This window comes from Streptomyces sp. GL_140 (genome assembly GCF_057834465.1).
Window position 1 is genome coordinate 7,856,170 of the sequence record NZ_CM174404.1, and the last position, 24,541, is coordinate 7,880,710.

General features: G+C 71.9%; 22 protein-coding genes. 12 read left to right on the forward strand and 10 right to left on the reverse strand.

Annotated features, from left to right (window positions below; translation table 11 throughout):
• Positions 1-9: 9 nt before the first annotated feature.
• On the forward strand, positions 10-741 hold the full coding sequence (locus AC3IYJ_RS36465; RefSeq protein WP_489398791.1) for a ribonuclease H family protein: 732 nt from the start codon (positions 10-12) through the stop codon (positions 739-741).
• Positions 742-807: 66 nt separating this feature from the next.
• Here the strand turns inward: AC3IYJ_RS36465 and AC3IYJ_RS36470 are convergent, their stop codons facing one another.
• From AC3IYJ_RS36470 to AC3IYJ_RS36490, 5 genes are all read right to left on the reverse strand, one after another.
• Complete coding sequence (locus AC3IYJ_RS36470) at positions 808-3,174, reverse strand: family 20 glycosylhydrolase (protein WP_489398792.1); 2,367 nt, start codon at positions 3,172-3,174, stop codon at positions 808-810.
• Positions 3,175-3,452: 278 nt separating this feature from the next.
• Positions 3,453-4,295: an NAD(+) synthase gene (gene nadE / locus AC3IYJ_RS36475; RefSeq protein WP_489398793.1), complete on the reverse strand. Its 843-nt coding sequence runs from the start codon at positions 4,293-4,295 to the stop codon at positions 3,453-3,455.
• 84 nt (positions 4,296-4,379) lie between these two features.
• Entirely contained in the window at positions 4,380-5,180 is an 801-nt protein-coding gene (locus tag AC3IYJ_RS36480; protein ID WP_489398794.1) for a class I SAM-dependent methyltransferase, read from the reverse strand.
• Positions 5,181-5,312: 132 nt separating this feature from the next.
• Complete coding sequence (locus AC3IYJ_RS36485) at positions 5,313-5,711, reverse strand: ArsR/SmtB family transcription factor (protein WP_489398795.1); 399 nt, start codon at positions 5,709-5,711, stop codon at positions 5,313-5,315.
• A complete protein-coding gene (locus tag AC3IYJ_RS36490; protein ID WP_489398796.1) occupies positions 5,708-6,163 on the reverse strand; it encodes an SRPBCC domain-containing protein in 456 nt (151 codons plus the stop codon). Before AC3IYJ_RS36490 ends, AC3IYJ_RS36485 begins: the two co-directional genes overlap by 4 nt.
• A 343-nt stretch (positions 6,164-6,506) precedes the next feature.
• Here AC3IYJ_RS36490 and AC3IYJ_RS36495 point away from each other — a divergent pair, with 343 nt between their 5' ends.
• From AC3IYJ_RS36495 to AC3IYJ_RS36505, 3 genes are all read left to right on the forward strand, one after another.
• Entirely contained in the window at positions 6,507-6,710 is a 204-nt protein-coding gene (locus AC3IYJ_RS36495; protein WP_053678014.1) for a cold-shock protein, read from the forward strand.
• A gap of 349 nt (positions 6,711-7,059) precedes the next feature.
• Positions 7,060-8,703: a DEAD/DEAH box helicase gene (locus tag AC3IYJ_RS36500; protein WP_489398797.1), complete on the forward strand. Its 1,644-nt coding sequence runs from the start codon at positions 7,060-7,062 to the stop codon at positions 8,701-8,703.
• Between the two features lie 110 nt (positions 8,704-8,813).
• Positions 8,814-9,125, forward strand: coding sequence for an SCO5918 family protein (locus AC3IYJ_RS36505; protein ID WP_489398798.1), 312 nt, complete (start codon positions 8,814-8,816; stop codon positions 9,123-9,125).
• A gap of 102 nt (positions 9,126-9,227) precedes the next feature.
• Here AC3IYJ_RS36505 and AC3IYJ_RS36510 read toward each other — a convergent pair whose 3' ends face one another.
• On the reverse strand, positions 9,228-9,608 hold the full coding sequence (locus AC3IYJ_RS36510; protein WP_489398799.1) for a hypothetical protein: 381 nt from the start codon (positions 9,606-9,608) through the stop codon (positions 9,228-9,230).
• Between the two features lie 203 nt (positions 9,609-9,811).
• Between AC3IYJ_RS36510 and AC3IYJ_RS36515 the strand changes: the two genes are divergently transcribed.
• Positions 9,812-10,189, forward strand: a complete 378-nt coding sequence (locus AC3IYJ_RS36515; RefSeq protein ID WP_489398800.1) for a helix-turn-helix domain-containing protein — start codon at positions 9,812-9,814, stop codon at positions 10,187-10,189.
• A 49-nt stretch (positions 10,190-10,238) separates the two neighbouring features.
• On the opposite strand, the gene AC3IYJ_RS36520 is transcribed toward AC3IYJ_RS36515, so the two are convergent.
• The 3 genes from AC3IYJ_RS36520 to AC3IYJ_RS36530 form a co-directional block, all read right to left on the reverse strand.
• Complete coding sequence (locus tag AC3IYJ_RS36520; RefSeq protein WP_489398801.1) at positions 10,239-11,252, reverse strand: TolB-like translocation protein; 1,014 nt, start codon at positions 11,250-11,252, stop codon at positions 10,239-10,241.
• Positions 11,249-12,649 (reverse strand): MFS transporter, encoded by a 1,401-nt coding sequence (locus AC3IYJ_RS36525; RefSeq protein ID WP_489398802.1) that lies wholly within the window; start codon positions 12,647-12,649, stop codon positions 11,249-11,251. Before AC3IYJ_RS36525 ends, AC3IYJ_RS36520 begins: the two co-directional genes overlap by 4 nt.
• Positions 12,650-12,806: 157 nt before the next feature.
• On the reverse strand, positions 12,807-13,712 hold the full coding sequence (locus tag AC3IYJ_RS36530) for a glycosyltransferase family 2 protein (RefSeq protein WP_489398803.1): 906 nt from the start codon (positions 13,710-13,712) through the stop codon (positions 12,807-12,809).
• Between the two features lie 407 nt (positions 13,713-14,119).
• On the opposite strand from AC3IYJ_RS36530, the gene AC3IYJ_RS36535 reads away from it, so the two are divergent.
• The 7 genes from AC3IYJ_RS36535 (at position 14,120) to AC3IYJ_RS36565 (ending at position 23,775) form a co-directional block, all read left to right on the forward strand.
• Positions 14,120-15,220: a Gfo/Idh/MocA family protein gene (locus AC3IYJ_RS36535; protein WP_489398804.1), complete on the forward strand. Its 1,101-nt coding sequence runs from the start codon at positions 14,120-14,122 to the stop codon at positions 15,218-15,220.
• 67 nt (positions 15,221-15,287) lie between these two features.
• Complete coding sequence (locus AC3IYJ_RS36540) at positions 15,288-16,307, forward strand: NAD-dependent epimerase/dehydratase family protein (RefSeq protein ID WP_489398805.1); 1,020 nt, start codon at positions 15,288-15,290, stop codon at positions 16,305-16,307.
• The gene (locus AC3IYJ_RS36545; RefSeq protein WP_489398806.1) at positions 16,304-17,500 is read left to right on the forward strand and encodes a DegT/DnrJ/EryC1/StrS family aminotransferase; all 1,197 of its coding nucleotides are present in this window, start codon (positions 16,304-16,306) and stop codon (positions 17,498-17,500) included. The genes AC3IYJ_RS36540 and AC3IYJ_RS36545 overlap by 4 nt, the downstream gene beginning before the upstream one ends.
• Positions 17,497-18,297: a NeuD/PglB/VioB family sugar acetyltransferase gene (locus AC3IYJ_RS36550; protein ID WP_489398807.1), complete on the forward strand. Its 801-nt coding sequence runs from the start codon at positions 17,497-17,499 to the stop codon at positions 18,295-18,297. The genes AC3IYJ_RS36545 and AC3IYJ_RS36550 overlap by 4 nt, the downstream gene beginning before the upstream one ends.
• Positions 18,294-19,409 carry a DegT/DnrJ/EryC1/StrS family aminotransferase gene (locus tag AC3IYJ_RS36555; RefSeq protein WP_489398808.1) on the forward strand — a complete coding sequence of 372 codons (1,116 nt, stop codon included), beginning with the start codon at positions 18,294-18,296 and terminating at the stop codon, positions 19,407-19,409. The genes AC3IYJ_RS36550 and AC3IYJ_RS36555 overlap by 4 nt, the downstream gene beginning before the upstream one ends.
• An 83-nt stretch (positions 19,410-19,492) precedes the next feature.
• Entirely contained in the window at positions 19,493-22,732 is a 3,240-nt protein-coding gene (locus AC3IYJ_RS36560; protein WP_489398809.1) for a DUF4082 domain-containing protein, read from the forward strand.
• Positions 22,729-23,775, forward strand: a complete 1,047-nt coding sequence (locus tag AC3IYJ_RS36565) for a glycosyltransferase family 2 protein (protein ID WP_489398810.1) — start codon at positions 22,729-22,731, stop codon at positions 23,773-23,775. The genes AC3IYJ_RS36560 and AC3IYJ_RS36565 overlap by 4 nt, the downstream gene beginning before the upstream one ends.
• A 68-nt stretch (positions 23,776-23,843) precedes the next feature.
• On the opposite strand, the gene AC3IYJ_RS36570 is transcribed toward AC3IYJ_RS36565, so the two are convergent.
• Complete coding sequence (locus AC3IYJ_RS36570; protein ID WP_489398811.1) at positions 23,844-24,521, reverse strand: hypothetical protein; 678 nt, start codon at positions 24,519-24,521, stop codon at positions 23,844-23,846.
• Positions 24,522-24,541 lie beyond the last annotated feature (20 nt).

Below are 24,541 nucleotides of genomic sequence, written 5' to 3' on the forward strand. Positions count from 1 at the left end.
GATCGGGGGATGTCTGATCGCATCATCGCCGCCTGTGACGGGGCGGCCAAGGGAAATCCCGGGCCGGCCGCATGGGCCTGGGTCATCGCCGACGCGCACGGCCACCCCGAACGCTGGGAGGCCGGGCCGCTGGGCCGGGCCACCAACAACGTGGGTGAACTCACCGCCCTGCAGCGGCTGCTGGAGGCGGTGGCGCCGGGGACGGCCGTCCAGGTGCGCATGGACTCGCAGTACGCGATGAAGGCCGTGACACAGTGGCTCCCGGCCTGGAAGCGCAACGGCTGGAAGACCGCGGCCGGCAAGCCGGTGGCCAACCGGGAGCTCGTCGAGAGCATCGACGCGCTGCTGACCGACCGGGACGTGGAGTTCCGCTACGTCCCCGCGCACCGCGAGGACGGCGACCACCTCAACGCGATCGCCGACCAGGCCGCCAGCGAGGCGGCGGTGAGCCAGGAGCCGGCCGGCACGGTGCTGGGCCACACCGCGATGCCGATCCCGGCGCCCGCCCGCAGCACCCCGGCCCGCGCCACGAAGGCCCGTACCGCCGGTTCCGGTACGGGCACCGGCACCGGCACCGCGACCGCCCGGAAGGCGACCGGCGCGCGGAGCGGCGGCGTCACCATCAAGGCGAAGTTCCCGGGCACCTGCCCGTGCGGGAAGCAGTACGCCGCCGGAGAGAAGATCTCCAAGCTCGGGTCCCGCTGGGGACACCCGGACTGCGGCGGCGCGGCCGCCGAGTAGGACCTCCGCCGCGCCGCCGGACCCGTTCCGGTCCGGCGGCGCGGGGAGCGCCGGTCACGCCCGCCGTCAGCCGATCTGCCACCGCTGATAGGCGGAACCACTGCTCGGCTGCTGGCTGACCAGGGCGCCGTCCGATCCGGAGGCCGTGGTCAGCAGCAACGCGCTCTTCTTGTTGGTCACGGAGTACTCGCCCGCGCCGAGGGGCGCCAGCAGCCAGCGCTGGCTGTCGCCCGTGCCGCAGGTGGCCTGGACCACGGCCGCGCCGGCGGAGGTCGAGCCGCCCGCCGTGTCCGCGCAGAGGCCGGAGGAGCCGTTGGTCATGCTGTAGCTGCCGTCGGTGTTGAGGGCGAGTCGCCACTGCTGGTTGGGTCCGCCGTGCGGGGTCCACGTGATCAGCTGGGTCCCGGAGGCGCTGGAACTCGCCGGGTCGTCGAGCGACTTGCCGGCGGCCGACAGGGTCCGGGTCCCGCTCAACTGGCCCCCGTACGCCTCGAACTCGTACAGGGAGTAGCCGTACGTGGTGCCGCGCTGGGTGGCGTACAGGCGGAGGTAGCGGCCGGAGCCGGACAGGCCGGTCAGGTCCTGGACCCCGCCCGTGCCGACCGTGGTGGAGTACAGGGTTCGCCAGGTGGTCCTGTCGTCGGAGAGCTGGACCTGGAAGGCCTTGCCGTAGGCGGCCTCCCAGCGCAGCACCACCCGGTTGACGGCCTGGCTGGAGCCGAGGTCGACCTCGAGCCACTGCGGGTCGCTGTACGCGCTCGACCAGCGGGTGCCCGGATCGCCGTCCGTGGCCAGCGGGGCGGGGAAGTTGGCGGTCTCGGTGCTGGAGGCGGTGGTGGGGCGGCCCAGGGCGAGATTGCCCGGCTGCGAGGTGCCCGGCCACGCGGGGTTGTGGCCGATCGCGGCCACGATCGGGGTGAAGGCGGCGTAGGTGCTCACCGGCTTCGGGGAACCCCAGGTCTGCTGGGCGAGGCCGCGCAGCGGGTACATGATGCCGGCGGCGATCTGGGTCTCCGTCTCGGCGTTCGGGTTGTCGCACCAGACGTGGACCAGCGAGCCGGGGTTCTTCGCCCCGTCCGCGAGGACGTTGCCCCCCTCGAACGTGTCCGGGGTCCAGGTCTCGTACATCCACTTGGTGTCGGGCTTCGCGCCGCCGAGCACGTAGTAGGTGGGCGTCCAGGACTCGTTGGCGACCTTGTGCCCGGCCGCCGCCAGCTGCTGCGGGGTGAGCCCGTAGCTGTACCAGTACTCGACGAGGATGCCGGCGTGCGGGGTGATGGTGCCGTCCCCGGCCTTGATCCCGTCGTTCCACATCCGGGTGGTCTTCCCGCCGGCCCGGACCAGGTCGTCGGCCCAGTTCACGAACCCGTAGTAGGTGTCCTTCGCGGTGGCGTTCGCGCCGTAGTGGGCGCGGGCGTAACTGAGCAGCTGCGGGTACTTGCTGTAGTCGGTGACGTACTCGTCCGCACCGATGTGCCAGTACGCGGCCGGGAACAGCGGCAGGTACTCGTTGATCAAGTCCTTGATCAGGGTGTACGAGGCGGGCATCGACAAGTCGATGAAGTCCGGGCTGACCGCGCCGGAGCTGCTCTTGAGCTTGAGTTCCGGATGCGCCGCCAGGATCTGGTTCATGTGCCCCGGGGTGTCGATCTCGGGGACGATCGTGACGTGGTACTTCTGCCCGAGCGCGACCAGGTCGGCGATGTCCTGCTTGGAGTAGTGGTCGGTGGAGACGATCTCGGGGTGGGTCGAGCTCTCCAGCCGGAAGCCGAAGGTGTCCGACACGTGGAAGTGGAAGTAGTTGAGCTTGAGGTAGGCCAGTTCCTTGATGTGCTGCTTGACCCAGTCGACGGTGAAGAACTTCCGGCCCTGGTCGATCATGAGCCCGCGCTCGGCCTTCGTCGGCCAGTCCACGGCCGTTCCGGCGGGCACCGAGGCCGACTGGTGCAGCAGTTGCAGCACGGTACGGGTGCCGTAGAAGGCCCCGGTGTCCGTCCCCGCCTGAATGGCGACGCTCTGCCCGACGGTCATGCGGTACCCCTCGGCGGGCAGCGAGCCGTCACCGAGGCTCAGCCCGATGTCGCCGGGGGAAGCGCTTGCGGTGACCACGGCCACGGAGCGCCCGGCCAGCGCGCCCAAGTCCTCGGCGAGAGTGGCGGCTTCGTCCGAGAGCTGGGCGGTGTAGGCGGGATCGACGACGATCCGGCTGGTGCTCGTGAAGCTGTACGTGCCACTGCCGGCGGTCCACTGCCGCAGGGCCGGTACGGTCTGCGGCGCGGCGGCGGCCGCGGCGGCCGCGGCGGCCGCCGGGGAAGCGGAAGCGGAAGCGGCGCCGGGCAATGAGAGTGCGGCCACCGCTAAGGCGGAGGCGGTGAGGAATCTGAGCAGACGCATGGCGAGTCCCCAGGTGTGGTCAGGGTAGGGGGAGTTCATGGCGGTTTCATGGCGGTATCTCCTTCCGGCCGTGACTGCCGGAGGGAGTGGCCAAAGTGCAGCGCAGTCCCCGACCTATGTCAAGAGTTGCTCGAAACCACACCTGAACGAGCAACATCGAGCAACTGACTCTGGGAATCGGTGATCACGGCCGGGCTCGCACCGGCCGACCGGCCGCGGCGGCGGCCCCGGAAACGGCCAGTGCCGCGTCGGGCGGAAGTCGCCCGACGCGGCACTGGCGCGGAGGTGTCCGGGGAAGAGCCGCTACCGCGGCCGGATCAGGGGCGCCACCACTCGTCGAGCGGGGTGACCGGGACGGTCCGCTTGTGCCGGGTCGCGAGGAAGATCGACTCCAGCTTGGCCGCCACCTCGGCGGTGACGGCGGCGCCTTCCAGGTAGTCGTCGATCTGCGCGTAGGTCAGGCCGAGAGCCACCTCGTCGGGCAGTGCGGGACGGTCGTCCTCGAGGTCGGCCGTCGGAACCTTCTCCCAGGTGCTCGGCGGTGCTCCCAGCTCCTGGAGCAGCGCCGCGCCCTGCCGCTTGCTCAGTCCGGTCAGCGGGGTGACGTCGACGCCGCCGTCGCCGAACTTGGTGAAGAAGCCGGTCACCGCCTCGGCCGCGTGGTCGGTACCCACGACCAGCATCCCCAGCTGCCCCGCGATCGAGTACTGGATCACCATGCGCTCGCGGGCCTTGATGTTGCCGCGCACGAAGTCCCGGAGCTTCGGCTCGCCGCCCAGCAACTCCTGCAGGCCGAGCGCCGCCTCGGCGCCGACGGCGTCCGCGCTCGGCTTGACGTTCACCGCGATCGAGCGGTCCGGCCGGATGAACTCCAGCGCGATCTGCGCGTCGTGCTCGTCGGCCTGGACCCCGTAGGGCAGCCGCACCGCGACGAAAGTGGCCTCGTGGCCCTCGGCGCGCAGCTCCTCGGAGGCGAGCTGGCACAGCCGGCCGGTCAGCGTGCTGTCCTGGCCGCCACTGATCCCGAGCACGAAGCCGGTTGCCGGGGTCGACCGCAGAAAGTCCTTCAAGAAGTCGATCCGTTGCCGGATTTCGACCTTGGGGACGATGGTCGCCTTGACGCCGAGTTCGGCGAGAATCTGCTCGCGGAGGTTCACCATCCACGTACTGTACTGGCCGAATTCGAACTGGGGGAAGCCGATCTTGAGCGGTCGCCCGGTGGGGGAGAGGTCCGGAACCGGGACCTAGAGCGCCAGGGCGGTGGTGATCACCAAGGGCGGCTTCGCCCGCTCCGCCGCCCACGTGCGGCTCGCGGCGAGAGCGGGGTCGGCCAGGGCCAGTGCCTCGTCCACGGTGGGGCGGTGCTGGACGACGTCCCGGAATCCGGCGCGCACCAGCAGGGCGGGGAAGAGCTCCACGGGCCAGGCGTGGTTGGGCATCGCCTGCCAGGTTCCGTCCGTGCGCCGGAGCCGTACGAACAGCTCGTCGCCGGGACCGTACTCCTCGCCCGGATCCCCGATGCGCAGGGACGCGTACTCGGTGCCGCTGCACGCGGGATCGGTGGCCAGCAGTACGAACGGGGCGCCGGGGCGCAGGATCCGGCGGATCTCGCCGAACACCGAGAGCACCGTCTCCTCGGTCGGCAGCGAGGCGAGCACGTGGTTGCACATCACCGCGTCGGCGCTGCCGTCCGCGAGGCAGACCGTGCGGCCGCCCTCGACCAGGTGGTACTCGGCCACCGCGGTCCCGGAGCCGCGGGCCAGGGCCAGCATCTCGGGGGAGGTGTCCACGCCCAGCACCCGCGCTCCGAGCAGCCGGGCCGCGTGGTCGGCCACCTTGCCCGGCCCGCACCCGTAGTCCACCAGGACGCTGCGGCCGTCGATCCACCCCGCCAGGGCCCGGAACACGAAGGGGTACCCGAGCAGCCAGTCGGTGGCCGCGTCCACGGCCGCGAAGGCCCGCGCGCCCTGCGGCCCGGACCACGCGACGCCCTCTTCCCCGGCACCCGCCGCGGACATCCCGGTTCCCTCTGGCCTGTCGCTCACGGTCACCACTATCGGGCCACGACCGGCCGGGCCGGGCGGTACGACACGGTGGCATCGTGCGGCGGCCGGGGCCGGGGCCCCTGTGGCCCCGGCCCCGGCGTCGCCGGTTTCGGTACTACTCGGCATTCGGTACTACGGGGACTGCCGCCCGTCCCGCTCCGCCTCGGCGGCTTCCGCGGCCTCGGCGGCCTCGGCGGCTTCCGCGATGCGCTTGATGCCCGCCAGTCGCCGGTCCCAGTCGGCGGCGAGGGTGGCCATCCACCGTGCCGTGGCGTCCAGGGCCGCGGGCCGCACCGTGTACCGGACCTCGCGTCCGACCCGGCTCCCGGAGACCAGCCCGGCGGCGTCCAGGACGGCGAGGTGTTTGACCACCGCCTGCCGGGAGACGGGAAGGCCCTGCGCGAGCGTGGTCGCGGTGACCCGGCCCTGTGCGGCCAGCAGGTCGAGCAGCTTGCGCCGGGTCGGGTCGGCGAGGGCGGCGAGGACGTCGTCGACCGCCGAGTCCGCGCCGGGGCGTTCGCCGTCCGTCACGCCGCCGACTGCTCGACGCGCTTCCTGAAGGCGTCGAGCACCTGCGGCCAGCCGCCCGTGTTGTCCTTCAGGGCCCGGTCGCGCAGCTCCTGGGACCCGGCCAGCATCGCGAAACCGCTCTCCACCACGCGGAGCCGGGTCTTGTCGCCCTCCCGGGTCAGGGTGAACTCCACCAGGGTGCTGTTGTCCTCGCTCGGTTCCTGCCCGGGGAACGCGCTGGCCCAGCGGTATGCCAGGTAGGTCGGGGGTTCCACCTTCTCCACGCGCACCGGGAAGTCGCCGTACTGGGCGTTGGTCACCACGACCGACTCCCCTTCCTTGGCCACGGTGCCCGCCAGCACCGTCAGGCCCGCGTCGTCGGCCACCCAGAAGCCGGGCTCGGCGACGAGCGACCAGACCCGCTCAAGGGAGGCCTCGATCAGGGTGTCGCGTTCGATCCGATCCGTACTCATTGCGGACTCCTTCGGTTCGGTCCCCACCGCCACGATGAGGTGCAACTTCAGGGTTGCACATCGGGGCGGGTTGGTGCAACCGCAGGGTTGCGTGAGTCTGGTCGTCGAAATATCTGTGTTGGCCAGGACAGAAATGAATGCAGGGTGCGGTAAGAATTTCTGGTCCGACCGGCGGAGTGGAATTATTGTTCTCCCCCGGCCGGTTCCGGCGTGCTACTGTGGTTTCAGTTGCAGTTGTGGTTCCCAAGATTTTACTTCCGGCATTTTCCGGGCTGGGCAATCATCGGCGACTTGAGGTTCGCACAGTGCGGATCTCTGGGCTGTGCCCCGAAGGAGATTTAACATGGCTAATGGCACCGTGAAGTGGTTCAACGCGGAAAAGGGCTTCGGCTTCATCGAGCAGGAGGGTGGCGGTCCTGACGTGTTCGCCCACTACTCGAACATCGCCTCCCAGGGCTTCCGCGAGCTTCAGGAAGGTCAGAAGGTCAGCTTCGACATCGCGCAGGGCCAGAAGGGCCCGACCGCTGAGAACATCGTCACTGCCTGACGCTGAAGCGTAACCACGCAGCTGGGGCCCGCACCTTGGGGTGCGGGCCCCAGCTCGTTGTAGTTTTCAAGGCTCCGCCGGCCGTCGCGGCCCGTGTGAGCGGCGCGACAGCGCTCGCTGTCCCAGCGCCCAGCTGTTCTGCCGATGGATTTTTCCTCGGCTCCCTGCCCGCGTGTGACCGCCGTTCCCATCGGCGCGCCGCGCGGCGCCCCCTTCGTGACAACCCGGAAGTAGTTAAATCCGGCTTCGTCATATCTGATTTTGTATCGGCTCATTCTTGCGAATCATCGTGCGGCTCGATTTCTGCTGCCGAATTCCTCGATGTGTGCCGTATCGAGGAAGGTTCCGCATGAACCGCACGACACGTACGAACAACCGCTCTTCCGGCAGCCGTAAGAGCGGCGGCTCCTACGGGGGCTCCACCGGCTCCTACGGGGACTCCGCGGGCTCCTACGGGGGCTCCACGGGCTCCTACGGCGGCTCCGCCGGCTCCGCGAGCCGAGGCAGCCGTTTCGGCTCGTCGGCCCCCAGCCGTTCCGGTGCTCCCAGCCGTTCCGGTGGCCCCGGCCGTTCCGGCGGCCCCTCCCGCTCCGGTGGTGGCGGCTACGGCCGCCGCAGCTCCGCACCGCAGGGCGAGTTCGCCCTGCCGGTCACCGTGGTCCCCGGGCTGCCCGCCGTCGAGGCCTTCGCCGACCTCGACATGCCGGCCCAGCTGCTGGCCACCCTCAACGCCGAGGGCATGGCCACGCCGTTCCCGATCCAGGCCGCGACCCTGCCCAACACCCTCGTCGGCCGCGACGTCCTGGGCCGGGGCCGCACCGGATCCGGCAAGACCCTCGCCTTCGGCCTGGCGCTGCTCGCCCGTACCGCCGGGCAGCGCGCCGAGCCCGGCCAGCCGCTCGCGCTGATCCTCGTACCCACGCGTGAGCTCGCCCAGCAGGTCACGGCCGCGCTCACCCCCTACGCCCGTGCCGTCAAGCTGCGCATGGCCACCGTCGTCGGCGGCATGCCCATCTACCGGCAGGCGCAGGCACTGCGCGGCGGCGCGGAAGTGGTCGTCGCCACTCCCGGTCGCCTGAAGGACCTCATCCAGCGCGGCGACTGCCGGCTGAACCAGGTCGGCATCACCGTCCTGGACGAGGCCGACCAGATGGCCGACATGGGGTTCATGCCTCAGGTGACCGCCCTGCTCGACCAGGTGCGTCCCGAGGGCCAGCGGATGCTGTTCTCCGCCACCCTCGACCGCAACGTGGACCTGCTGGTCCGCCGCTACCTGACCGACCCCGTCGTGCACTCCGTCGACCCCTCGGCCGGTGCCGTCACGACGATGGAGCACCACGTCCTGCACGTCCAGAACTTCGACAAGCAGGCCGCCACGACCGAGATCGCCGCCCGCGACGGCCGCGTGATCATGTTCCTGGACACCAAGCACGCCGTGGACCGGCTCACCGAGCACCTGCTCCACAACGGGGTGCGCGCCGCGGCGCTGCACGGCGGCAAATCGCAGCCCCAGCGCACCCGTACGCTCGCGCAGTTCAAGACCGGGCACGTGACGGTGCTGGTGGCCACCAACGTCGCGGCCCGCGGCATCCACGTGGACAACCTCGACCTCGTCGTGAACGTGGACCCGCCGACCGACCACAAGGACTACCTGCACCGCGGCGGCCGCACCGCCCGTGCCGGCGAGTCCGGCAGCGTCGTCACGCTGGTCCTGCCCAACCAGCGCCGCGAGATGACCCGCCTGATGGCGGCCGCCGGGATCACCCCGCAGACCACCCAGGTCCGCTCCGGCGAGCCCGAGCTGAACCGGATCACCGGCGCCCAGGCGCCGTCCGGAATCCCGGTCACCATCACCGCGCCCGTCCCCGAGCGCTCCAAGAGCGGTACGTCCTCCCGGGGCCGCCGGAGCCGTCCGGCGCAGGAGCGGCGCAGCCGGTCGGGCTCGTCGCCCGCGCGGTCCGAGCGCGGGAGCTCCTTCTCCACCGCGGCCTGATCCGCCCCGGTCAAGCTCCACAGCTCCGCACCTCCACGCCCGTGGGCTCCGCGCCCCGGCGTCCCCGTGCCGCAGCGGCCGGGACGGTTCTCTTCCCCCTGTGAGGAATCATGCGCTTCGTCATCGCACGCTTTCCGTTCGACCTCGACAAGAGCGGGGTGCTGGCCTCGATGAAGGGCGTCAAGCCCGAACCGATCACGGGTGAGTCCGTGATCATCGGCCGCCGCGCCTACCCCGTCAAGCAGGTGGGCGCGGTCATCACCCGCCAGGACCGCCGCGACTTCACGGCCGCCGAGGTGACCAGGGCGCTGACCGCGCTGGGCTTCACCTGCCGTGCGCTCGCCCCGGAGACGCCGCCCGACGCCGGTCTCACCCCGGTCCAGAAGGCGTCCGCGCTGCTCGGGGCCCCGGCCGGGGTCTGAGCGAAGGCGCACGTACGACGCGTACCGCACGTACGGCACGAACAGCACGCACAGCACCGAGGGTCCCGGACGGCACGAGCCGCCGGGGCCCTCGGTGCTTCGTCATGCCCGGGTCCAGCGCGGGCCCGCCGGAGCGGCCGGAGCCGCCGGGACGGGCGCGGGGGCGGCGGGCGGGGCCGGTGGTGGCGGGTCGGCACGGTCCAGGCGCAGACTGCGCAGGGTGGCGTCCGTCTCGCGCTGGAAATGCTCGTAGGTGATCAGCCGGTCCCACAGCGGGTCGGGCAGGCCGGGAACGGTGGCCCCCCGGGCCTCCCATTCACGTGCGAGCTGATCGAATACGACGGATCCGCCGGCGGCCCGGCCGGCGGGCGGAGAGCCGAGCGGAGACTGCTGCCGGGGGATGGCCCGCACCGTCCCGGCGGAGCCGCGGTCGGGTGCCCTGTGCCGTGCCAGGGACGGGGAAGCGGCGTGTGTGGTGCCCATGCCTGCCCCAACGATTCTCCGCGTCCACGGGTACGCCCTGAACCCGACGGCGGACGCCCGGACGGGGCCGGGGGTCGGCGCGCACCACCCCGTGGAGGGTGCGCAGGGGGAGTGGGGCGCGGCAAATGGTGTTGAATGCGGCTCGGGGCCCCGGTGCCGTACAGCGCCTGGGCCCCTCGACGCGTCCCACAAACGAGGTGAAAGTGACAGCAGAGAACTCTCTGGGTCGTCTTGACGATGATGACTACCCGGCCTACACCATGGGTCGGGCGGCCGAGATGCTCGGCACCACCCCCGGTTTCCTGCGGGCGATCGGCGAAGCCCGCCTGATCACCCCGCTGCGTTCCGAGGGCGGCCACCGCCGGTACTCCCGCTACCAGTTGCGCATCGCCGCCCGGGCCAGGGAGCTCGTCGACCAGGGGACCCCGATCGAGTCCGCCTGCCGCATCGTCATCCTCGAGGACCAGCTGGAGGAAGCCCAGCGCATCAACGCCGAGTACCGGCGGGCGGCGGGCACCGACACGGCTACCGACTCGGGTACCGACACGGACACCGGGGCGGGTACCGGCTCCGAGGCCTGATCCGGAGCGGGTGCCGGGCCCCGGGCCCCAGTACCCGGTTGCCGGGGGCTCAGCCCAGGCGGGTCGGCGAGGAGGCCGCCGGGGCCAGGATCCGGGGGGAGCCGGTGCCGTCCGCCGGAACCGTCCAGAGGTCCGTGGTGTCCACCGAGCCGTCGGCGGGCAGGGCGTAGGCCAGGGTGCGGTCGTCGAGCCACAGGGCCTGGTCGTCGACGCTGCGCTTCTCCGAGAGGGGCGTCTCCCGCAGGGTGCTCAGGTCCAGGACGTGCTCGCGCCACAGGGAAGCACCGCGCATCACGCGCTTCTTGTACGCCACCCGGGTCTCGTCGGGGGACAGGGATGGGCACTCGACGTTCTGGGCCAGGGTGGTGACCTCGCGTCGGGAGAGCGATCCCCTGACCAGGTAGGTCTGGCCGGCGGTGGCGAGGGTGGCGTAGAAGGTGTCGTCGTCCTTGGAGAAGGTGACGCCCCAGAAGTTCACGTCGCCCGAGGTGTAGGGGCGGCCGTCCTTCACGATGGAGAACTTCTCCAGGTCGGGTTCGAGCGTCGAGGTCCGGGTGTCCACGATCGAGGTCCGGGTGGAGAAGAACGCGGCTCCGTAGGACTCCCCGGCGACGAAGACGGTCCAGGCGGCGAAGTGGCCGGTGGGGGAGACCCGGGCCCGGGACGGGGTGCCCGCGAGCGGGAAGCTGTGCAGGGTGCGCAGGTCGGAGTCGACGATCAGGGCCCGGTTGTCCTGGGCGAGGGCGCCCGGCTTGGAGTTGAGGCACACTCCGGTCCCGGCGGCCGCGTAGAAGCGCTGGCAGGTGAGGTCCGAGGCCGTGCGTCCGGCCTGGGGTGCCCCGGCCGCCACCGAGGCCACGGCTCCGCGGTGCGGGCCCTGCGCGCCGTTGAGGAAGGCCAGCGCGTCGGACCGGCCGAGCGTGACCTTGCCCTGGGCGACCGTGGGATCGCCCTCCCGGGTCTGCTCGGAGCGGGCGGCGGCGCGCAGCACCGCGACCGCCGCGAGACCTCCCAGGAGCAGCACGGCCAGCGCGAGTACGAGCAGCCGGCGTGAGCGCGTCATCGGGTTCCTCGGGAGCGTCGGGGGTGCGGGGGAGTGCGGGCCGGACCGGGGGCGTCCCCGTCCCCGGCCGGAGCCGTCGGCCGCAGTACGAAGCCCGCGACGGCCGCGCAGCAGCACAGGGCGGCCGCGGCGGCGGCGAGTGCGGGACCGGAGCCCAGAAGCGTCCACGCGGCGCCGAAGGCGAGGGAGCAGCCGAAGCGGGCCAGTGCCTGGCTGGTGCCGACGACGGCGATGCCGGTGGCCCGCAGCCGTACGGGGACGGTCGCGGCCACGGCGGCGGGCAGGACCCCGTCGGTGGCGGCGTAGAACATGCCGTGCAGGGCGAGGACCAGGTAGGGCAGCGTGGAGTGGGCGGGGGCCCACAGCAGCAGCCCGTAGCCGGCCAGTAGGAGGGCGTGTCCGGCGAGGAACACGGTGCGGCGCCCGATCCGGTCGGCGAGGGCGCCGGCCGGGACGGCCAGCAGCAGGAACACGGCGGCGGTACCGAGCGGCAGCAGCGGGAACCACTGTTCGCCGATGCCGGCGCGGTCCTGGAGCAGCAGGTAGAGGAAGGCGTCGCTGACGGTGGTGAGGCCCAGCAGGGCGGCGCAGCCGGCCAGGGCGCGCAGCCGGGGCAGCCGCAGCAGGGCCAGTGCCTCGCGCACGTTCACCGCGCCCGGCTCCGGCGCCGGCTCCGGGGAGGCGGCGGAGGCAGAGGTGGCGGCGGACGAGGTCGGGGAGGCGGCGGGTTTCGTCCGGGCCGGGGCGGGGTCCGCTCCGGGGCCTGCTCCGGAGGGGACGAACAGCATGAGCACCACGACGCCCAGGGCGGCGACGCAGGCGCTGACCCCGAAGACGGCGTCGTACCCGTCGACCGTCACGCTCAGGATGAAGAAGGCGGCCAGGGGGCCGAGCAGCGCACCGGTGGTGTCCATCGCACGGTGCACGCCGAAGGCGCGCCCCTGCAACTCGGCAGGTGTGGAGAGGGAGATGAGCGCGTCGCGCGGGGCGGTGCGCAGCCCCTTGCCGGTGCGTTCCAGGGCGAGGACCATGCCCACGGGGCCGAGGCTGTGGGCGACCAGCAGCAGCGGTTTGCACAGGGCGGAGAGGCCGTAGCCGATGCCCGCGATCAGCTTGTGGTTGCGTATCCGGTCGGCGAGGTGGCCGCCGGTCAGCTGCACCAGGGCGCTGACCCCGTTGTAGAGCCCGTCGAGCGCGCCGAACCCGAGGGGGCTCAGGCCCAGTCCGGCGACCAGGTACAGCGGCAGGACGGCGGTGACCATCTCGGAGGAGACGTCGGTGATCAGGCTGACCGCGCCCAGTGCGAGGACGGCCGAGGCGACCGCGGGGGCCCGGACGGGTCTCCCGTCCGGTGCGGTCTTCGCGCCGGAGGGCGCGGAGCGGTCCGCGAGGTACATGGCTCTGGAGCTCCCGGTGGCGACGGTCTGGGTCACTCGTGCGTACGCGGCCGTATGCGCGTCACTCGTGCGTACGGCGCTCGCACGCACGAGTGACCCTAGTGCTTGTACGGGCCAACTGTGCTGTGTACGGCCGGATTCGGCCTGTCCGGGCGGATCAGCCCTGACGGCTGCTCTCGTCGCGCAGCCAGGTGGAGAAGTCCCCGGTGCGGATGGCCTTGCGGGAGCCGCGGCGGGCGGCGACCGCCGCGACGGCGAACACGACGACCCCGGGCAGCAGTTGTGGCCGGCTCCGGAGCAGCGCGCGCAGGTCGCCCAAACCGGTGCGCGCGGAAGGGGCGGGCGGCGCGTCCCCAGGGAGGGTGTCCGGGGATGCGGCGGCCCGGGAGGCCTGGAACGCCTCCAGTTCGGCGGAGGAGGTCGCCGCCCGTACGCGGCGACGGATCAAGTCGGCCCAGGTGCGCGGCGGATGGACCGAGACACGGGCCGCTTCGACCACGCGCCGTTCTCCCGGCGCGAAGGCCAGGGAGGCCGCCAGGTCGTCGGCCATCAGCGGGGGCAGGGCGGCGATCCGCGCGTGGCCCGCCTCGGAGACCGCGATCACCCCGCGGCCGAACAGCCCTTCGCGGACGGCCGGGAGCTGCTGCCAGACCTGGTAGTACGCCCGGACCGGCCAGGCGCATCCGGCCAGCGGGATGTCGCGGCCGGGGGCGGCGGCCAGGAGCTCCGGTCCGGCGGCGAGGGCGCCGGTCAGGGCCCGTACATCGGCGGCTCCGACCACGACGTCGGCGTCCACGTACAGCCGGGGGAAGCCCCGCGCGTGCTCGTCGCCGACCCGAAGTGCCGTGTGCTTGGAGGGAGTCGGGATCTCGACCACCCGTACGAGGGGGCCGCGGGCGCCCGCCACCGCGGCGGTGTCGTCCGTACAGCCGTTGCACACCACGACGATGTCGAGTCCGGAGGCCGAAGGGGGAGTGGAGGCGGGTGCCTCGGCCAGGAGCGCGTCGAGGAGCCGGCCGATGACCCGGCCCTCGTTGTGGGCCGGGATCACGATGCTGGTCACCCCGGAAGTATGCATGGTCGAACGCCCGTACCGACCGTTTCCTCCAACTCACCCCGGGGGTACGCCCCGTGGTCTAGATTGAACGCAGCCGACCGGATTCGGCGTGCTTCGGCGCCGCCGTTGTCCGGTCGGATCAGGGAAGTTGTGGCAGGTACGGGTTCGGCGGCTTGGGGGAACGAGCCGCCTGCCCATGGCCGGACCGGCGCGTGGGGTGCCGGACGGCCGGGGGGCGGAAGTACGTGGAACACGTACGGCATCGGTCGTGGGGGGCCATCACCGTTGGGCGGGTCACGCACGGGTCGCGCAGGCGCCCGGCCTGCCGTCGACGGCACCTCCTTCCTCCGCACGCGCCCCGGCCATGGGTCGTCGACACGCCTGCGGGCGTGCGCGGAAGGAAAGGGAACGCTGTGAAGGACACCGCGAAGGACGCCCGGCAGGAAGCCGGGGCCGCACATGCGGGGCCGGTGGAGCCGTTAGGTGTCGCCGTCGTCGGCGCGGGCTACTGGGGCCCCAATCTCGTCCGCAATTTCCAGTCGAGTCCGCAGTTCCGGCTCCGCTGGCTCTGCGATCTGAACGTCGACCGGGCTCGCCAGGTGCTCGGCGGATACTCCACGGTTCAGGCGACCTCCGACTACGCGGCGGTCCTGGCCGACCCGGCCGTCGACGCGGTCGCCGTGGCCACCCCGGCCGGCACCCACCTCGACGTGGCGCTGGCCGCCCTGCGCGCCGGCAAGCACGTCCTCGTGGAGAAGCCCCTCGCGGCCACGTACGAGGACGGTCTGCGGCTGGTGAAGGAGGCCGAGGAACGCGGTCTCACCCTCATGTGCGACCACACCTACTGCTACACCCCCGCGGTGGCCCGCATCCGCGACATGGTCCGCTCCGGGGAACTCGGCGAGATCCAGTTCGTCGACTCGGTCCGGATCAACCTGGGGCTGGTCCAGAAGGACATCGACGTCCTGTGGGACCTGGCCCCCCACGACCTCTCGGTCCTCGACTTCATCCTCCCGGACAACGTCCACCCGGTGGCCGTGGCCGCCCACGGGGCCGACCCGATCGGCGCCGGACAGTCCTGCGTGGCCTATCTGACGCTCCAGCTCAACACCGGCGCCATCGCCCACGTGCACGTCAACTGGCTCTCCCCGGTCAAGGTCCGCACCACGATGGTCGGTGGCTCCAAGCGCACCCTCGTGTGGGACGACCTCAACCCCAGCCAGCGCGTTGCCGTGTTCGACCGCGGCGTGGACCTCACGGCCCCGCAGGAGATCGGCGCGGACGAGCGCCGCGACATGCTCGTCTCCTACCGGAGCGGCGACATGGTGGCGCCCGCGCTCGGCGAGAAGGAGGCCCTGCGCAGCATGGTCGAGGAGTTCGCCGCGGCGATCACGACACGACGGCCGGCGCTGACCGACGGCCGGGCGGGACTGCAGGTCCTCGACATCCTCGAAGCGGCCTCCCGGAGCCTGGAGTTCCGTGGCGCGGTCGTCGGACTGCGCACCGGGCGTTGACGGGCGCGGCGGCGTCCACGACGGACGCAGCAGGGAAGACCATGACCGACTCAGTAGGGGCAGGGCGTTGAGCAGCGTACGAGGCAAGAAGATTCTGGTCACCGGCGGAGCGGGCACGATCGGCTCCCACCTGGTCGACCTGCTGGTGGACAACGGGGCCCGCGAGATCGTGGTCCTCGACAACTTCGTGCGGGGGCGCACCGCCAACCTGGCGCGGGCCCTGCCGAGCGGCCTGGTCGAGCTGGTCGAGGGCGACATACGGGACGCGGCCACCGTACACAAGGTGACCGAGGGCGCCGACCTGGTCTTCCACCTGGCGGCCATCCGGATCACCCAGTGCGCGGCGGAACCGCGGCTGGCGAACGAGGTTATGGTCGACGGCACCTTCAACGTGCTGGAGGCCGCGGCCGCCGCCGGGGTGGGCAAGGTCATCGCCTCCTCCTCGGCGTCCGTCTACGGGCTTGCGGAGTCCTTCCCGACCACCGAGCGCCACCACCCGTACAACAACGACACCTTCTACGGGGCCGCGAAGGCCTTCAACGAAGCGGTGCTGCGCAGCTTCCACTCCATGTACGGGCTGGACTACGTCGCGCTGCGCTACTTCAACGTCTACGGCCCCCGGATGGACATCCACGGGCTGTACACCGAGGTGCTGATCCGCTGGATGGAGCGGATCGCCACCGGCGAGCCGCCGCTGATCCTCGGCGACGGCACCCAGACCATGGACTTCGTCGACGTCAGGGACATCGCACGCGCCAACCTGCTGGCCGCCGAGTCGGATCTGACCGACGAGGTGTTCAACATCGCGAGCGGGTCCGAGACGAGTCTGCTCGGCCTGGCCAACGGGCTGCTGGAGGCCATGGGCGCGCAGGGCCTGGTCCCCGAACACGGGCCGGCCCGCACGGTCAACGGGGTGACCCGCCGTCTCGCGGACACCACGCAGGCCGCGCAGCGCCTCGGCTTCACGGCCGGGATCGACCTGCGCACCGGGCTGCGCGACCTGGTGGACTGGTGGCGGGCCGAGCGCGCGGCGGACGCCGCCTCTGCCGCCACGCGCGCCGCCGCGGCCGAGGGAACCGGCCGATGAGCGCGCCGGACGCCGGCGCCCCGGACCCCGCCGCGCCGGACCCCGCCGCCAAGGAGGCCCCCGCCCGCGTCCCGGTCATGATCCCGTGGCTCGGCGAGGACGAGGCGAAGGCCGCGGCCGACGCGGTCCTCTCCGGCTGGGTGGCCCAGGGCCCCAGGGTCGCGGAGTTCGAGCGGGCCTTCGCCGAGCGGGTGGGCGCCGAGCACGGCATCGCCGTCAGCTCGTGCACCACCGCCCTGCACCTGGCCCTGATCGCCCTGGAGCTCGGACCGGGCGACGAGGTGATCGTCCCCTCGCTCTCCTTCATCGCCACCGCCAACGCGGTGCGCTACGTGGGGGCGCACCCCGTCTTCGCGGACGTGGAGGAGGCCACCGGGAACCTGACCCCGGCCACCGTGGACGCAGTGCGTACCCCGCGCACCAGGGCGGTGCTCGCCGTCCACCAGGGCGGGGTGCCGGCCGACGTGCACGCGCTGCGCGCGGCCTGCGCCGACTGGGGCGTCCCGCTGGTGGAGGACGCGGCCTGCGGGATCGGCGCCACCGTGGGCGGCAAGTCCGTGGGCCAGGGAGCCCTGCTGGCCGCCTGGTCCTTCCACCCCCGCAAGGTGATCACCACCGGCGAGGGCGGCATGGTCACCACCGACGACGCCCAGTGGGCGGAGCGGCTGCGCCGACTGCGCGAGCACGGCATGAACGTGTCCGCGGCGCAGCGGCACGCGAGCAGCAAGCCGATCGCCGAGAGCTATCTGGAAGTCGGCTACAACTACCGGATGACCGACATCCAGGCCGCGGTCGGCCTGGTGCAGCTGGGCAAGCTGGACGAGATCGTGGCCCGCCGGCGCAGGCTCGCCGCCCGGTACGCGCGACTGCTGGCCGGGATCACGGGCCTGCGCCCCGTGCGGGACCCCGCCCACGGCGAGGGCAACTTCCAGTCGTACTGGGTGCTGCTCACCGAGGAGTACCCGGTCGGCCGGGACGAGCTGCTGGCGGTGCTGGCCGAAGCCGGGATCTCGGCCCGGCGCGGAATCATGGCCTCGCACCTGGAGCCGGCGTACGCCGGACACGGGGCGGCCCCGCTGCCGGTGACCGAGCGGATCAGCCGGGACTCGCTGATCCTGCCGCTGTTCCACACGATGACCCAGGACCAGCAGGACCGGGTGGTGGCTGTGCTGCGCGGACAGGTCGGCGGATGAGCGGGCCCCGCACCAGGGGCGCCGGGGCGGCCGGGTCCACCGCGGCCACCGAGGACCTGCTGGTCGTCGGCGCGGGCGGATTCGCCCGCGAGGCCGCCCAGGCCGTACGGGACGCGGCCGCCGCCGACCTGGCGGGCGGCCGCGTACCGCGCTGGCGGCTGGCCGGACATCTGGACGACAATCCGGCCCTGCACGGCCGGGACGTGGACGGCGTGGAGGTGCTGGGCGGCTGCGACCTGGTGCACAGCCGCCCGTCCGCCCGCGTGGTGGTCTGCGTGGGCAGTCCGCGCGACTACGCGGTACGGGCCCGGCTGGTACGCCGCCTCGCGCTGCCCGAAACCCGCTACGCGACGGTGGTCCACCCGACGGCGTCGGTCTCCGGATCCTCGGAGCTCGGCGCGGGCTCGGTGCTGCTCGCGCACTGCGTGCTGACTGCGGCGGTACGCGTGGGGGCCCACGTGGCGGTGATGCCGCACACGGTCCTCACCCACGACGACACCATCGGGGACTTCGCGACCCTCGCCTCAGGGGTCCGCCTCGGCGGCGGGGTGCGCCTGGGCAGGGGCGCGTATGTGGGCGCGGGCGCACTGGTGCGGGAGTACACCACGGTCGGCGCCTGGTCGCTGACCGGGATGGGAAGCACGGTCCTGGCCGACGTGCCGCCCGGCGAGGTGTGGGCGGGAAGCCCGGCCCGCCGGCTGCGCGAGGCCGGTGGCCCGGCGCTCGAGGAGCTGCGGGCCGATGCCTTGGAGACCGGCCGGAGGCCGGAGACACGGATGGGGAGCACAACCCGATGAACCAGATACCGCTCGTCGACCTCAAGGCGGCGCACGCAGAAGTCGCCGAGGAGATACGCGCCGGATTCGACCGCGTGCTGGCCGGCACCGCCTTCATCGGCGGCGAGGAGGTACGCGCCTTCGAGCGCGAATACGCGGCCTTCGCCGGGACCGGCCACTGCGTCGGCGTGGCCAACGGCACCGACGCGCTGGAACTGGCGCTGCGCGCCGTGGGAGTGGGCGTCGGCGACGAAGTGGTGCTGCCCGCCAACACGTTCATCGCCACCGCCGGGGCCGTCGCCCGCATCGGAGCGCGGCCGGTCCTGGTGGACTGCCTCCCCGACACCCTGCTGATCGATCCGCAGGCCGCGCTGGACGCGGTCGGGAAGGCCACCCGGGCGGTGGTCCCGGTCCACCTGTACGGACAGTGCGCCGACGCCGGGGAGCTGGCCGCGGCCCTGCCCGCGCACGCCAGGGTCGTGGAGGACGCCGCGCAGAGCCAGGGCGCCACCCGCGCCGGACGCTCTCCCGGCAGCGGCGGGATCGCCGCAACGAGCTTCTACCCGGGCAAGAACCTGGGCGCGTACGGGGACGCGGGCGCGGTGGTGACCGACGACGAGGAGACCGCGGACCTGGTGCGGGCGCTCGCCAACCACGGCGGCGTCGCCAAGTACCGCCACGACGTTGCCGGGTTCAACAGCCGCCTGGACGGGCTTCAGGCCGTGGTGCTGCGGGCCAAGCTGGCCCGGCTGGCCGAGGGGAACGCGGCCCGCCGCGCCGCCGCCGCCCGCTACGACGAGCTGCTGGCCGACCTCGCCGCCGCCGGAAGCCTGACCCTGCCGGCCACGGCGCTGGGCAACGTCCACGTCTGGCACCTGTACGTGGTCCGGGTCCGCGACGCGGACCGCGACGCGGTCGTCGGCAAGCTCAACGCGGAGGGCATCGGTGCGGGCGTGCACTACCCGGCCCCCGTCCACCTCACCGGGGCCTTCGCCCACCTAGGCCACGGACGCGGGGACTTCCCGCACGCCGAACTGGCCGCGGACCGGATGCTTTCCCTCCCGCTCTTCCCCCAGATCACGCCCGCTCAACAGCAGCGGGTCGTGGAAGCGCTCACCGACGCCCTGCGCTGACGCCAGAGACGCATAAGAAGGTACAGATGAACAGACGGACAAGGCTGCTCCGATACGGACTCTTCACAGCCATCGTGGCTCTGATGGCCACGGTCTTACCTCCGGCCGCGGTGGCGGGTGCGGTGGACCCCTGCGGGTCCGGCACGAACGCGATCGTGTGCGAGAACTCCAAGGCGGGCACGCCGATGTCCGACTGGTTCGCACCGAGCGCCTACGGTGACATCAAGGGCTTCAGCGCCCAGATGAGCGTCCAGACGGGCGACACCGTGCAGTTCAAGGTCCAGTCGTCGACCCCGTACAAGGTCTCGGTCTACCGGCTGGGCTACTACGGGGGCAACGGAGCCCGGATGCTGTCCACTCCGGCGCAGGCGGCCCAGACCTACCCGGCGAACTTCCAGCCGGGCGGCAATCCGCGCAGCTGCACCACAAAGGCCGCCACCGGCCTGGTCGACTGCGGCAACTGGCCCGTCACGGCGACCTGGACGGTTCCCCCGGACGCCGTGTCCGGCCTGTACATCGCCAACTTCGACCAGGCGGACGGCAACGGGGTCATGCCCTACCCGTTCGTCGTCCGCAACGACTCCAGCCACTCCGACATCGTCGTGCAGACCAGCGACCAGACCTGGCAGGCGTACAACAACTACGGTGGCCAGGACCTGTACGACGGCGCCGGACCCGCGCCCGACGGCCGCGCGTACGAGGTCAGTTACAACCGGCCGATGGACATCGGCGGGGAGAACGGGATCTACGGGTCCGAGTACCAGATGATCTCCTGGCTGGAGCGCAACGGGTACGACCTCAGCTACATGTCCGGCATCGACATGTCCACCCGCGGAGCCACCCAGCTCCAGAACCACAAGGTCTTCATGTCCTCCGGGCACGACGAGTACTGGACCCAGGACCAGTTCACGAACGCCCTGAACGCCCGTCACGCCGGGGTCAACCAGACCTACTTCAGCGGCAACGAGGTCTTCTGGAAGACCCGCCTGGCCCCCAGCATCGACGGCGCCAACACCGCCAACCGGACGCTGGTCTGCTACAAGGAGACCAAGCTCTCCTTCCCCCAGCCCAACGGCATCCCGGACCCGAGCGGAATCTGGACCGGCACCTTCATGGACCCGGCCAGCTCCACGAACGGGCGCCCCTACCAGCCGCAGAACCAGCTGACCGGCTCCCTGTTCAGCGTCAACGGCTACCGCAGCGACGCGATCACCGTGCCCGGCGCCTACGCCAAGATGCGGTTGTGGCGCAACACCACCGTCGCGAACCTGACCCCCTCGCAGACCGCCACCTTCCCGGTCGGCACGCTCGGCTACGAGTGGGACAGCGACGTCGAGGACGCGGCGCGCCCGCCCGGTCAGATCGCCATGTCCTCCACCACCGTGGACATCAACGACGGCAAACTCCGGCTCGACTACGGCAACACCTACGGCAACGGCACCGCCAAGCACAGCCTGGTCGCCTTCCGGGACCAGACCTCGCACGCCCTGGTCTTCGGCGCCGGCACCGTGCAGTGGTCCTGGGGCCTGACCAACATGCCGACGGGCAATCCGGACGACGTGGTCGTCACCGCGGACAAGAGGATGCAGCAGGCGACGGTGAACCTGTTCGCCGACATGGGCGTCAAGCCCAAGTCCAAGCAGGACGACCTGGTCAACGCGGACGCCTCCTCGGACACCACCGGTCCCGCCGTCACCGTCACCAGTCCCGCGGCCAACGCCACCGTTCCCGCGCTGCGCCCGGTGACCGTCACCGGCACGGCCACCGACAGCGGCGGCGTGGTCGCCCGCGTGGAGGTCTCCACCGACGGCGGCACCACCTGGAAGGCGGCCACGGGCGTCGGGCCCTGGAGCTACACGTGGACCCCGACCACCCCCGCCTCCCTGCAGATCAAGGTCCGGGCGGTGGACGACAGCGTCAACATCGGCGCCGTCACCACCGTGCCGCTCACCGTCGGCCCCCAGCAGTGCCCCTGCACCGTCTGGCCCGCCGCGGCGGTACCCGGGACCATCAACGCCGGTGACGGCGGCGCCGTCGAGCTCGGCGTCAAGATCCGCTCCTCCGTTCCCGGTTCGATCACGGGCGTGCGCTTCTACAAGTCCCCGGCCAACACCGGCACCCACACCGGCAGCCTGTGGAGCAGTACGGGACAGCGGCTCGCCACCGGCACCTTCACCAACGAGACGGCCTCCGGCTGGCAGCAGCTGAACTTCTCCTCGCCGGTCCCCGTCAAGGCCAACACCACGTACATCGCCTCCTACTTCGCCCCGGGCGGCGGGTACTCCTACGACAACACCTTCGCCTCCTCCGACGCGGGGCTGGCCCCGCTGACGGCGCTGAAGAGCGGCACCGACGGCGGCAACGGCGTCTACAAGTACAGCACCACGGGCGGATTCCCCTCCACGACGTCCTCGGGCAGCAACTACTGGGTGGACGCCGTCCTGGACACGGCCACCGCGAGCACGGCCCCGCCCACCGTCACCTCCACCACCCCGCAGTCGGCGGCCACCGGCACCGCGATCACGGCCACGGTCAAGGCCACCTTCAACGCGGCCGTCGACGTGGACACGCTTCAGTTCACGCTGAAGGACCCGGGCGGCGCCACCGTCCCCGGAACCAAGGTGCTCACCGCCTCGAACAGCGCCACCTTCACCCCCTCCACCGAACTGGGGCTGAACACCACGTACACGGCCTCGGTGCAGGCCGCGGACCTGTGGGGCAACAACATGGCCGCGCCGGTCACCTGGAACTTCACCACCAGTACCAGCCCGCCCGCGGTGAACTGCCCCTGCACCCTGTGGCCGTCCACCGCCGAGCCGACCACCGCCAACGTCAACGACGACACCAACTCCGTGGAACTGGGCACCCGTTTCCAGTCCACGGTCGGCGGCTACGTCACCGGCATCACCTTCTACAAGGGCCCCGGGAACACCGGCACGCACACCGGCAGTCTCTGGTCGGCCGATGGCACCCTGCTGGCCACCGGCACCTTCGGCAGTGAAACCCTGTCAGGCTGGCAGCAGCTCCACTTCACCACCCCGGTGGCCATCACGGCCAACACCAGTTACGTGGCCTCGTACCACGCGCCGAACGGCAAGTACTCCGTGGACGGCGGGTACTTCACCGCGGCGCACCGCTCCTATCCGCTGGTCGCACCGGCCGACGGCAGCGGCGGCGCCAACGGCCTCTACAAGTACGGTTCTTCCGCGGCCTTCCCGAACAACACCTTCGGCTCGGTGAACTACTGGGTCGGCCCCGTCTTCAGCACCACGGCCCCGGCCGCCCTCGACGCGCAGGCCGCGACGGAGGTGCCCAGCCAGTGAGCACCGTCAGCGTGGTCATCCCCTGCTACAAGTACGGGCACTTCCTGGCCGACTGCGTCAGTAGCGTCCTCGACGAGCAGGAGGGCGTGGACGTACGCGTCCTGATCATCGACGACGCCTCCCCGGACGACTCGGGGGAGGTCGCACGCGCCCTCGCCGCCTCCGACCCCCGGATCGAGGTCCGGGTCCACGAGAAGAACCAGGGCCACATCGCCACCTACAACGAGGGCCTGTTGGAGTGGGCCGACGGGGACTACGTCGCGCTGCTCTCGGCCGACGACCGGCTGGTCCCCGGGGCCCTGGTGCGCGCCGCGGCCCTGCTGGACGCACACCCCGAGGCCGGATTCGCCTACGGCAGGCCGTTGCGGTTCCAGCACGGCGGGCCGCTGCCCGCCGCCCGGACCCGGAGCACCGGTTCGGTGGTCTACCCCGGCAGGTGGTGGCTGGAGCGGCGGTTCAGGGAGGGCACCGGGTGCATCACCTCGCCCGAGGTGGTCGTCCGCACCAGCCTCCAGCGCAAGGTCGGGGGATACGACCCCGACCTCCCGCACGCGGGGGACATCGAGATGTGGATGCGGCTGGCGGCACACGCCGACGTGGGCTACGTCCGCGGCGCCGATCAGGCCTTCTACCGGGTCCACGGAAACAACATGTCCACCACCGAATTCGGTGGACAGCTCGACGACCTGCGCCAGCGCCTCGTCGCCTTCGACTCGGTGCTGGAGAAGTGCGCCGGCCTCCTTCCGGAGGCCGGCCGGCTGTCGGTCCTGGCGCGGACCCGGCTCGCCCGGTACGCGCTGCGGCGTGCCTACCGGGCCTACGACCGCGGGCGCACCGGGGCGGTTCCGGTCGAGGAACTGGAGGCGTTCGCCGCCGAGTGCCTGTCGGACTACACCTCGCTGGGCGAATACGGGGCACTGCGCAGGCGCCGCAGGATCGGGGCCCGCGTCATGCCGTACCTCCAGCCGCTGGTGCTCTCGGCCGTCGCCGACCGGGGACGCGAGTGGCTCTGGTGGCAGTCCTGGAAACGCCGAGGGATTTGATGAACCAGCACCACCACGAACACCGCCACCCCTTCATTGGGGTGGCGGTGGCCCGGCGGTCCGCTTCCTCAGCGGGCCGCCGCGGCGGCGGGCACCGGGATCCCGGCCACGTCGTCACCCGGACCGGCGTCGGCGCCTTCGCGCCGGCGCCGGCTTCGGCGCGTCAGGAGCTGATCGGTCCACAGGGCGGCGGCCGTGCCGCAGACGCCCGCCAGCAGCACCGTCCCGGCCAGCCCCCGGCTCTTGATCCCGGTCCGCGGCACCGCGGTCGGCGGGACCAGGAGGGTCACACTCATCCGCGCCGTCTCCGGGATGTGCTGCTCCGCCTGAAGGGCCGTGATGTGCTTCGTATAGGCCTCGACGACCTTCGTCACGGCCAGGTTCGCCGTCCCGGGGTCCGGGTGCTCCGCCTGCACCTGGAGCGAGGGGATCAGATAGCGGGGCGTGACGCTGGTTCCGCTGTTGCGCGGCATCAGCCGGTACGTTCCCTCCACCCCGGCGGCGCTCAACTCGGCTGCCCCGGCGGGGGATTCCAGCTGCTGGATCGCCGCGTAGGACACGGCGGCGAGCGGCGGCTGCAGATTGGTGAGCTGGTTCGGCTGGCTGCCGGTCACCGGAGGCTTGAGCACGACGATCGCGGAACTCACGTAGGTCCGGTCGGGGTGGAGCACCTGCAGGGTCCCGGCGCCCGCGAGCACCGCCACCAGGAGCAGAACGTACCAGCGGCGGCGGAGCGTGCGGAACAACTCACCAGGCGACACAGGAT

Excerpts from the sequence above, each read along its gene's own strand:
- AC3IYJ_RS36465 (WP_489398791.1), top strand. The coding sequence starts at position 10 with ATGTCTGATCGCATCATCGCCGCCTGTGACGGGGCGGCCAAGGGAAAT.
- AC3IYJ_RS36470 (WP_489398792.1), bottom strand. The coding sequence starts at position 3,174 with ATGAACTCCCCCTACCCTGACCACACCTGGGGACTCGCCATGCGTCTG.
- nadE (WP_489398793.1), bottom strand. The coding sequence starts at position 4,295 with ATGGTGAACCTCCGCGAGCAGATTCTCGCCGAACTCGGCGTCAAGGCG.
- AC3IYJ_RS36490 (WP_489398796.1), bottom strand. The coding sequence starts at position 6,163 with ATGAGTACGGATCGGATCGAACGCGACACCCTGATCGAGGCCTCCCTT.
- AC3IYJ_RS36495 (WP_053678014.1), top strand. The coding sequence starts at position 6,507 with ATGGCTAATGGCACCGTGAAGTGGTTCAACGCGGAAAAGGGCTTCGGC.
- AC3IYJ_RS36500 (WP_489398797.1), top strand. The coding sequence starts at position 7,060 with ATGAACCGCACGACACGTACGAACAACCGCTCTTCCGGCAGCCGTAAG.
- AC3IYJ_RS36505 (WP_489398798.1), top strand. The coding sequence starts at position 8,814 with ATGCGCTTCGTCATCGCACGCTTTCCGTTCGACCTCGACAAGAGCGGG.
- AC3IYJ_RS36510 (WP_489398799.1), bottom strand. The coding sequence starts at position 9,608 with ATGGGCACCACACACGCCGCTTCCCCGTCCCTGGCACGGCACAGGGCA.
- AC3IYJ_RS36520 (WP_489398801.1), bottom strand. The coding sequence starts at position 11,252 with ATGACGCGCTCACGCCGGCTGCTCGTACTCGCGCTGGCCGTGCTGCTC.
- AC3IYJ_RS36525 (WP_489398802.1), bottom strand. The coding sequence starts at position 12,649 with ATGTACCTCGCGGACCGCTCCGCGCCCTCCGGCGCGAAGACCGCACCG.
- AC3IYJ_RS36545 (WP_489398806.1), top strand. The coding sequence starts at position 16,304 with ATGAGCGCGCCGGACGCCGGCGCCCCGGACCCCGCCGCGCCGGACCCC.
- AC3IYJ_RS36550 (WP_489398807.1), top strand. The coding sequence starts at position 17,497 with ATGAGCGGGCCCCGCACCAGGGGCGCCGGGGCGGCCGGGTCCACCGCG.
- AC3IYJ_RS36555 (WP_489398808.1), top strand. The coding sequence starts at position 18,294 with ATGAACCAGATACCGCTCGTCGACCTCAAGGCGGCGCACGCAGAAGTC.
- AC3IYJ_RS36560 (WP_489398809.1), top strand. The coding sequence starts at position 19,493 with ATGGCCACGGTCTTACCTCCGGCCGCGGTGGCGGGTGCGGTGGACCCC.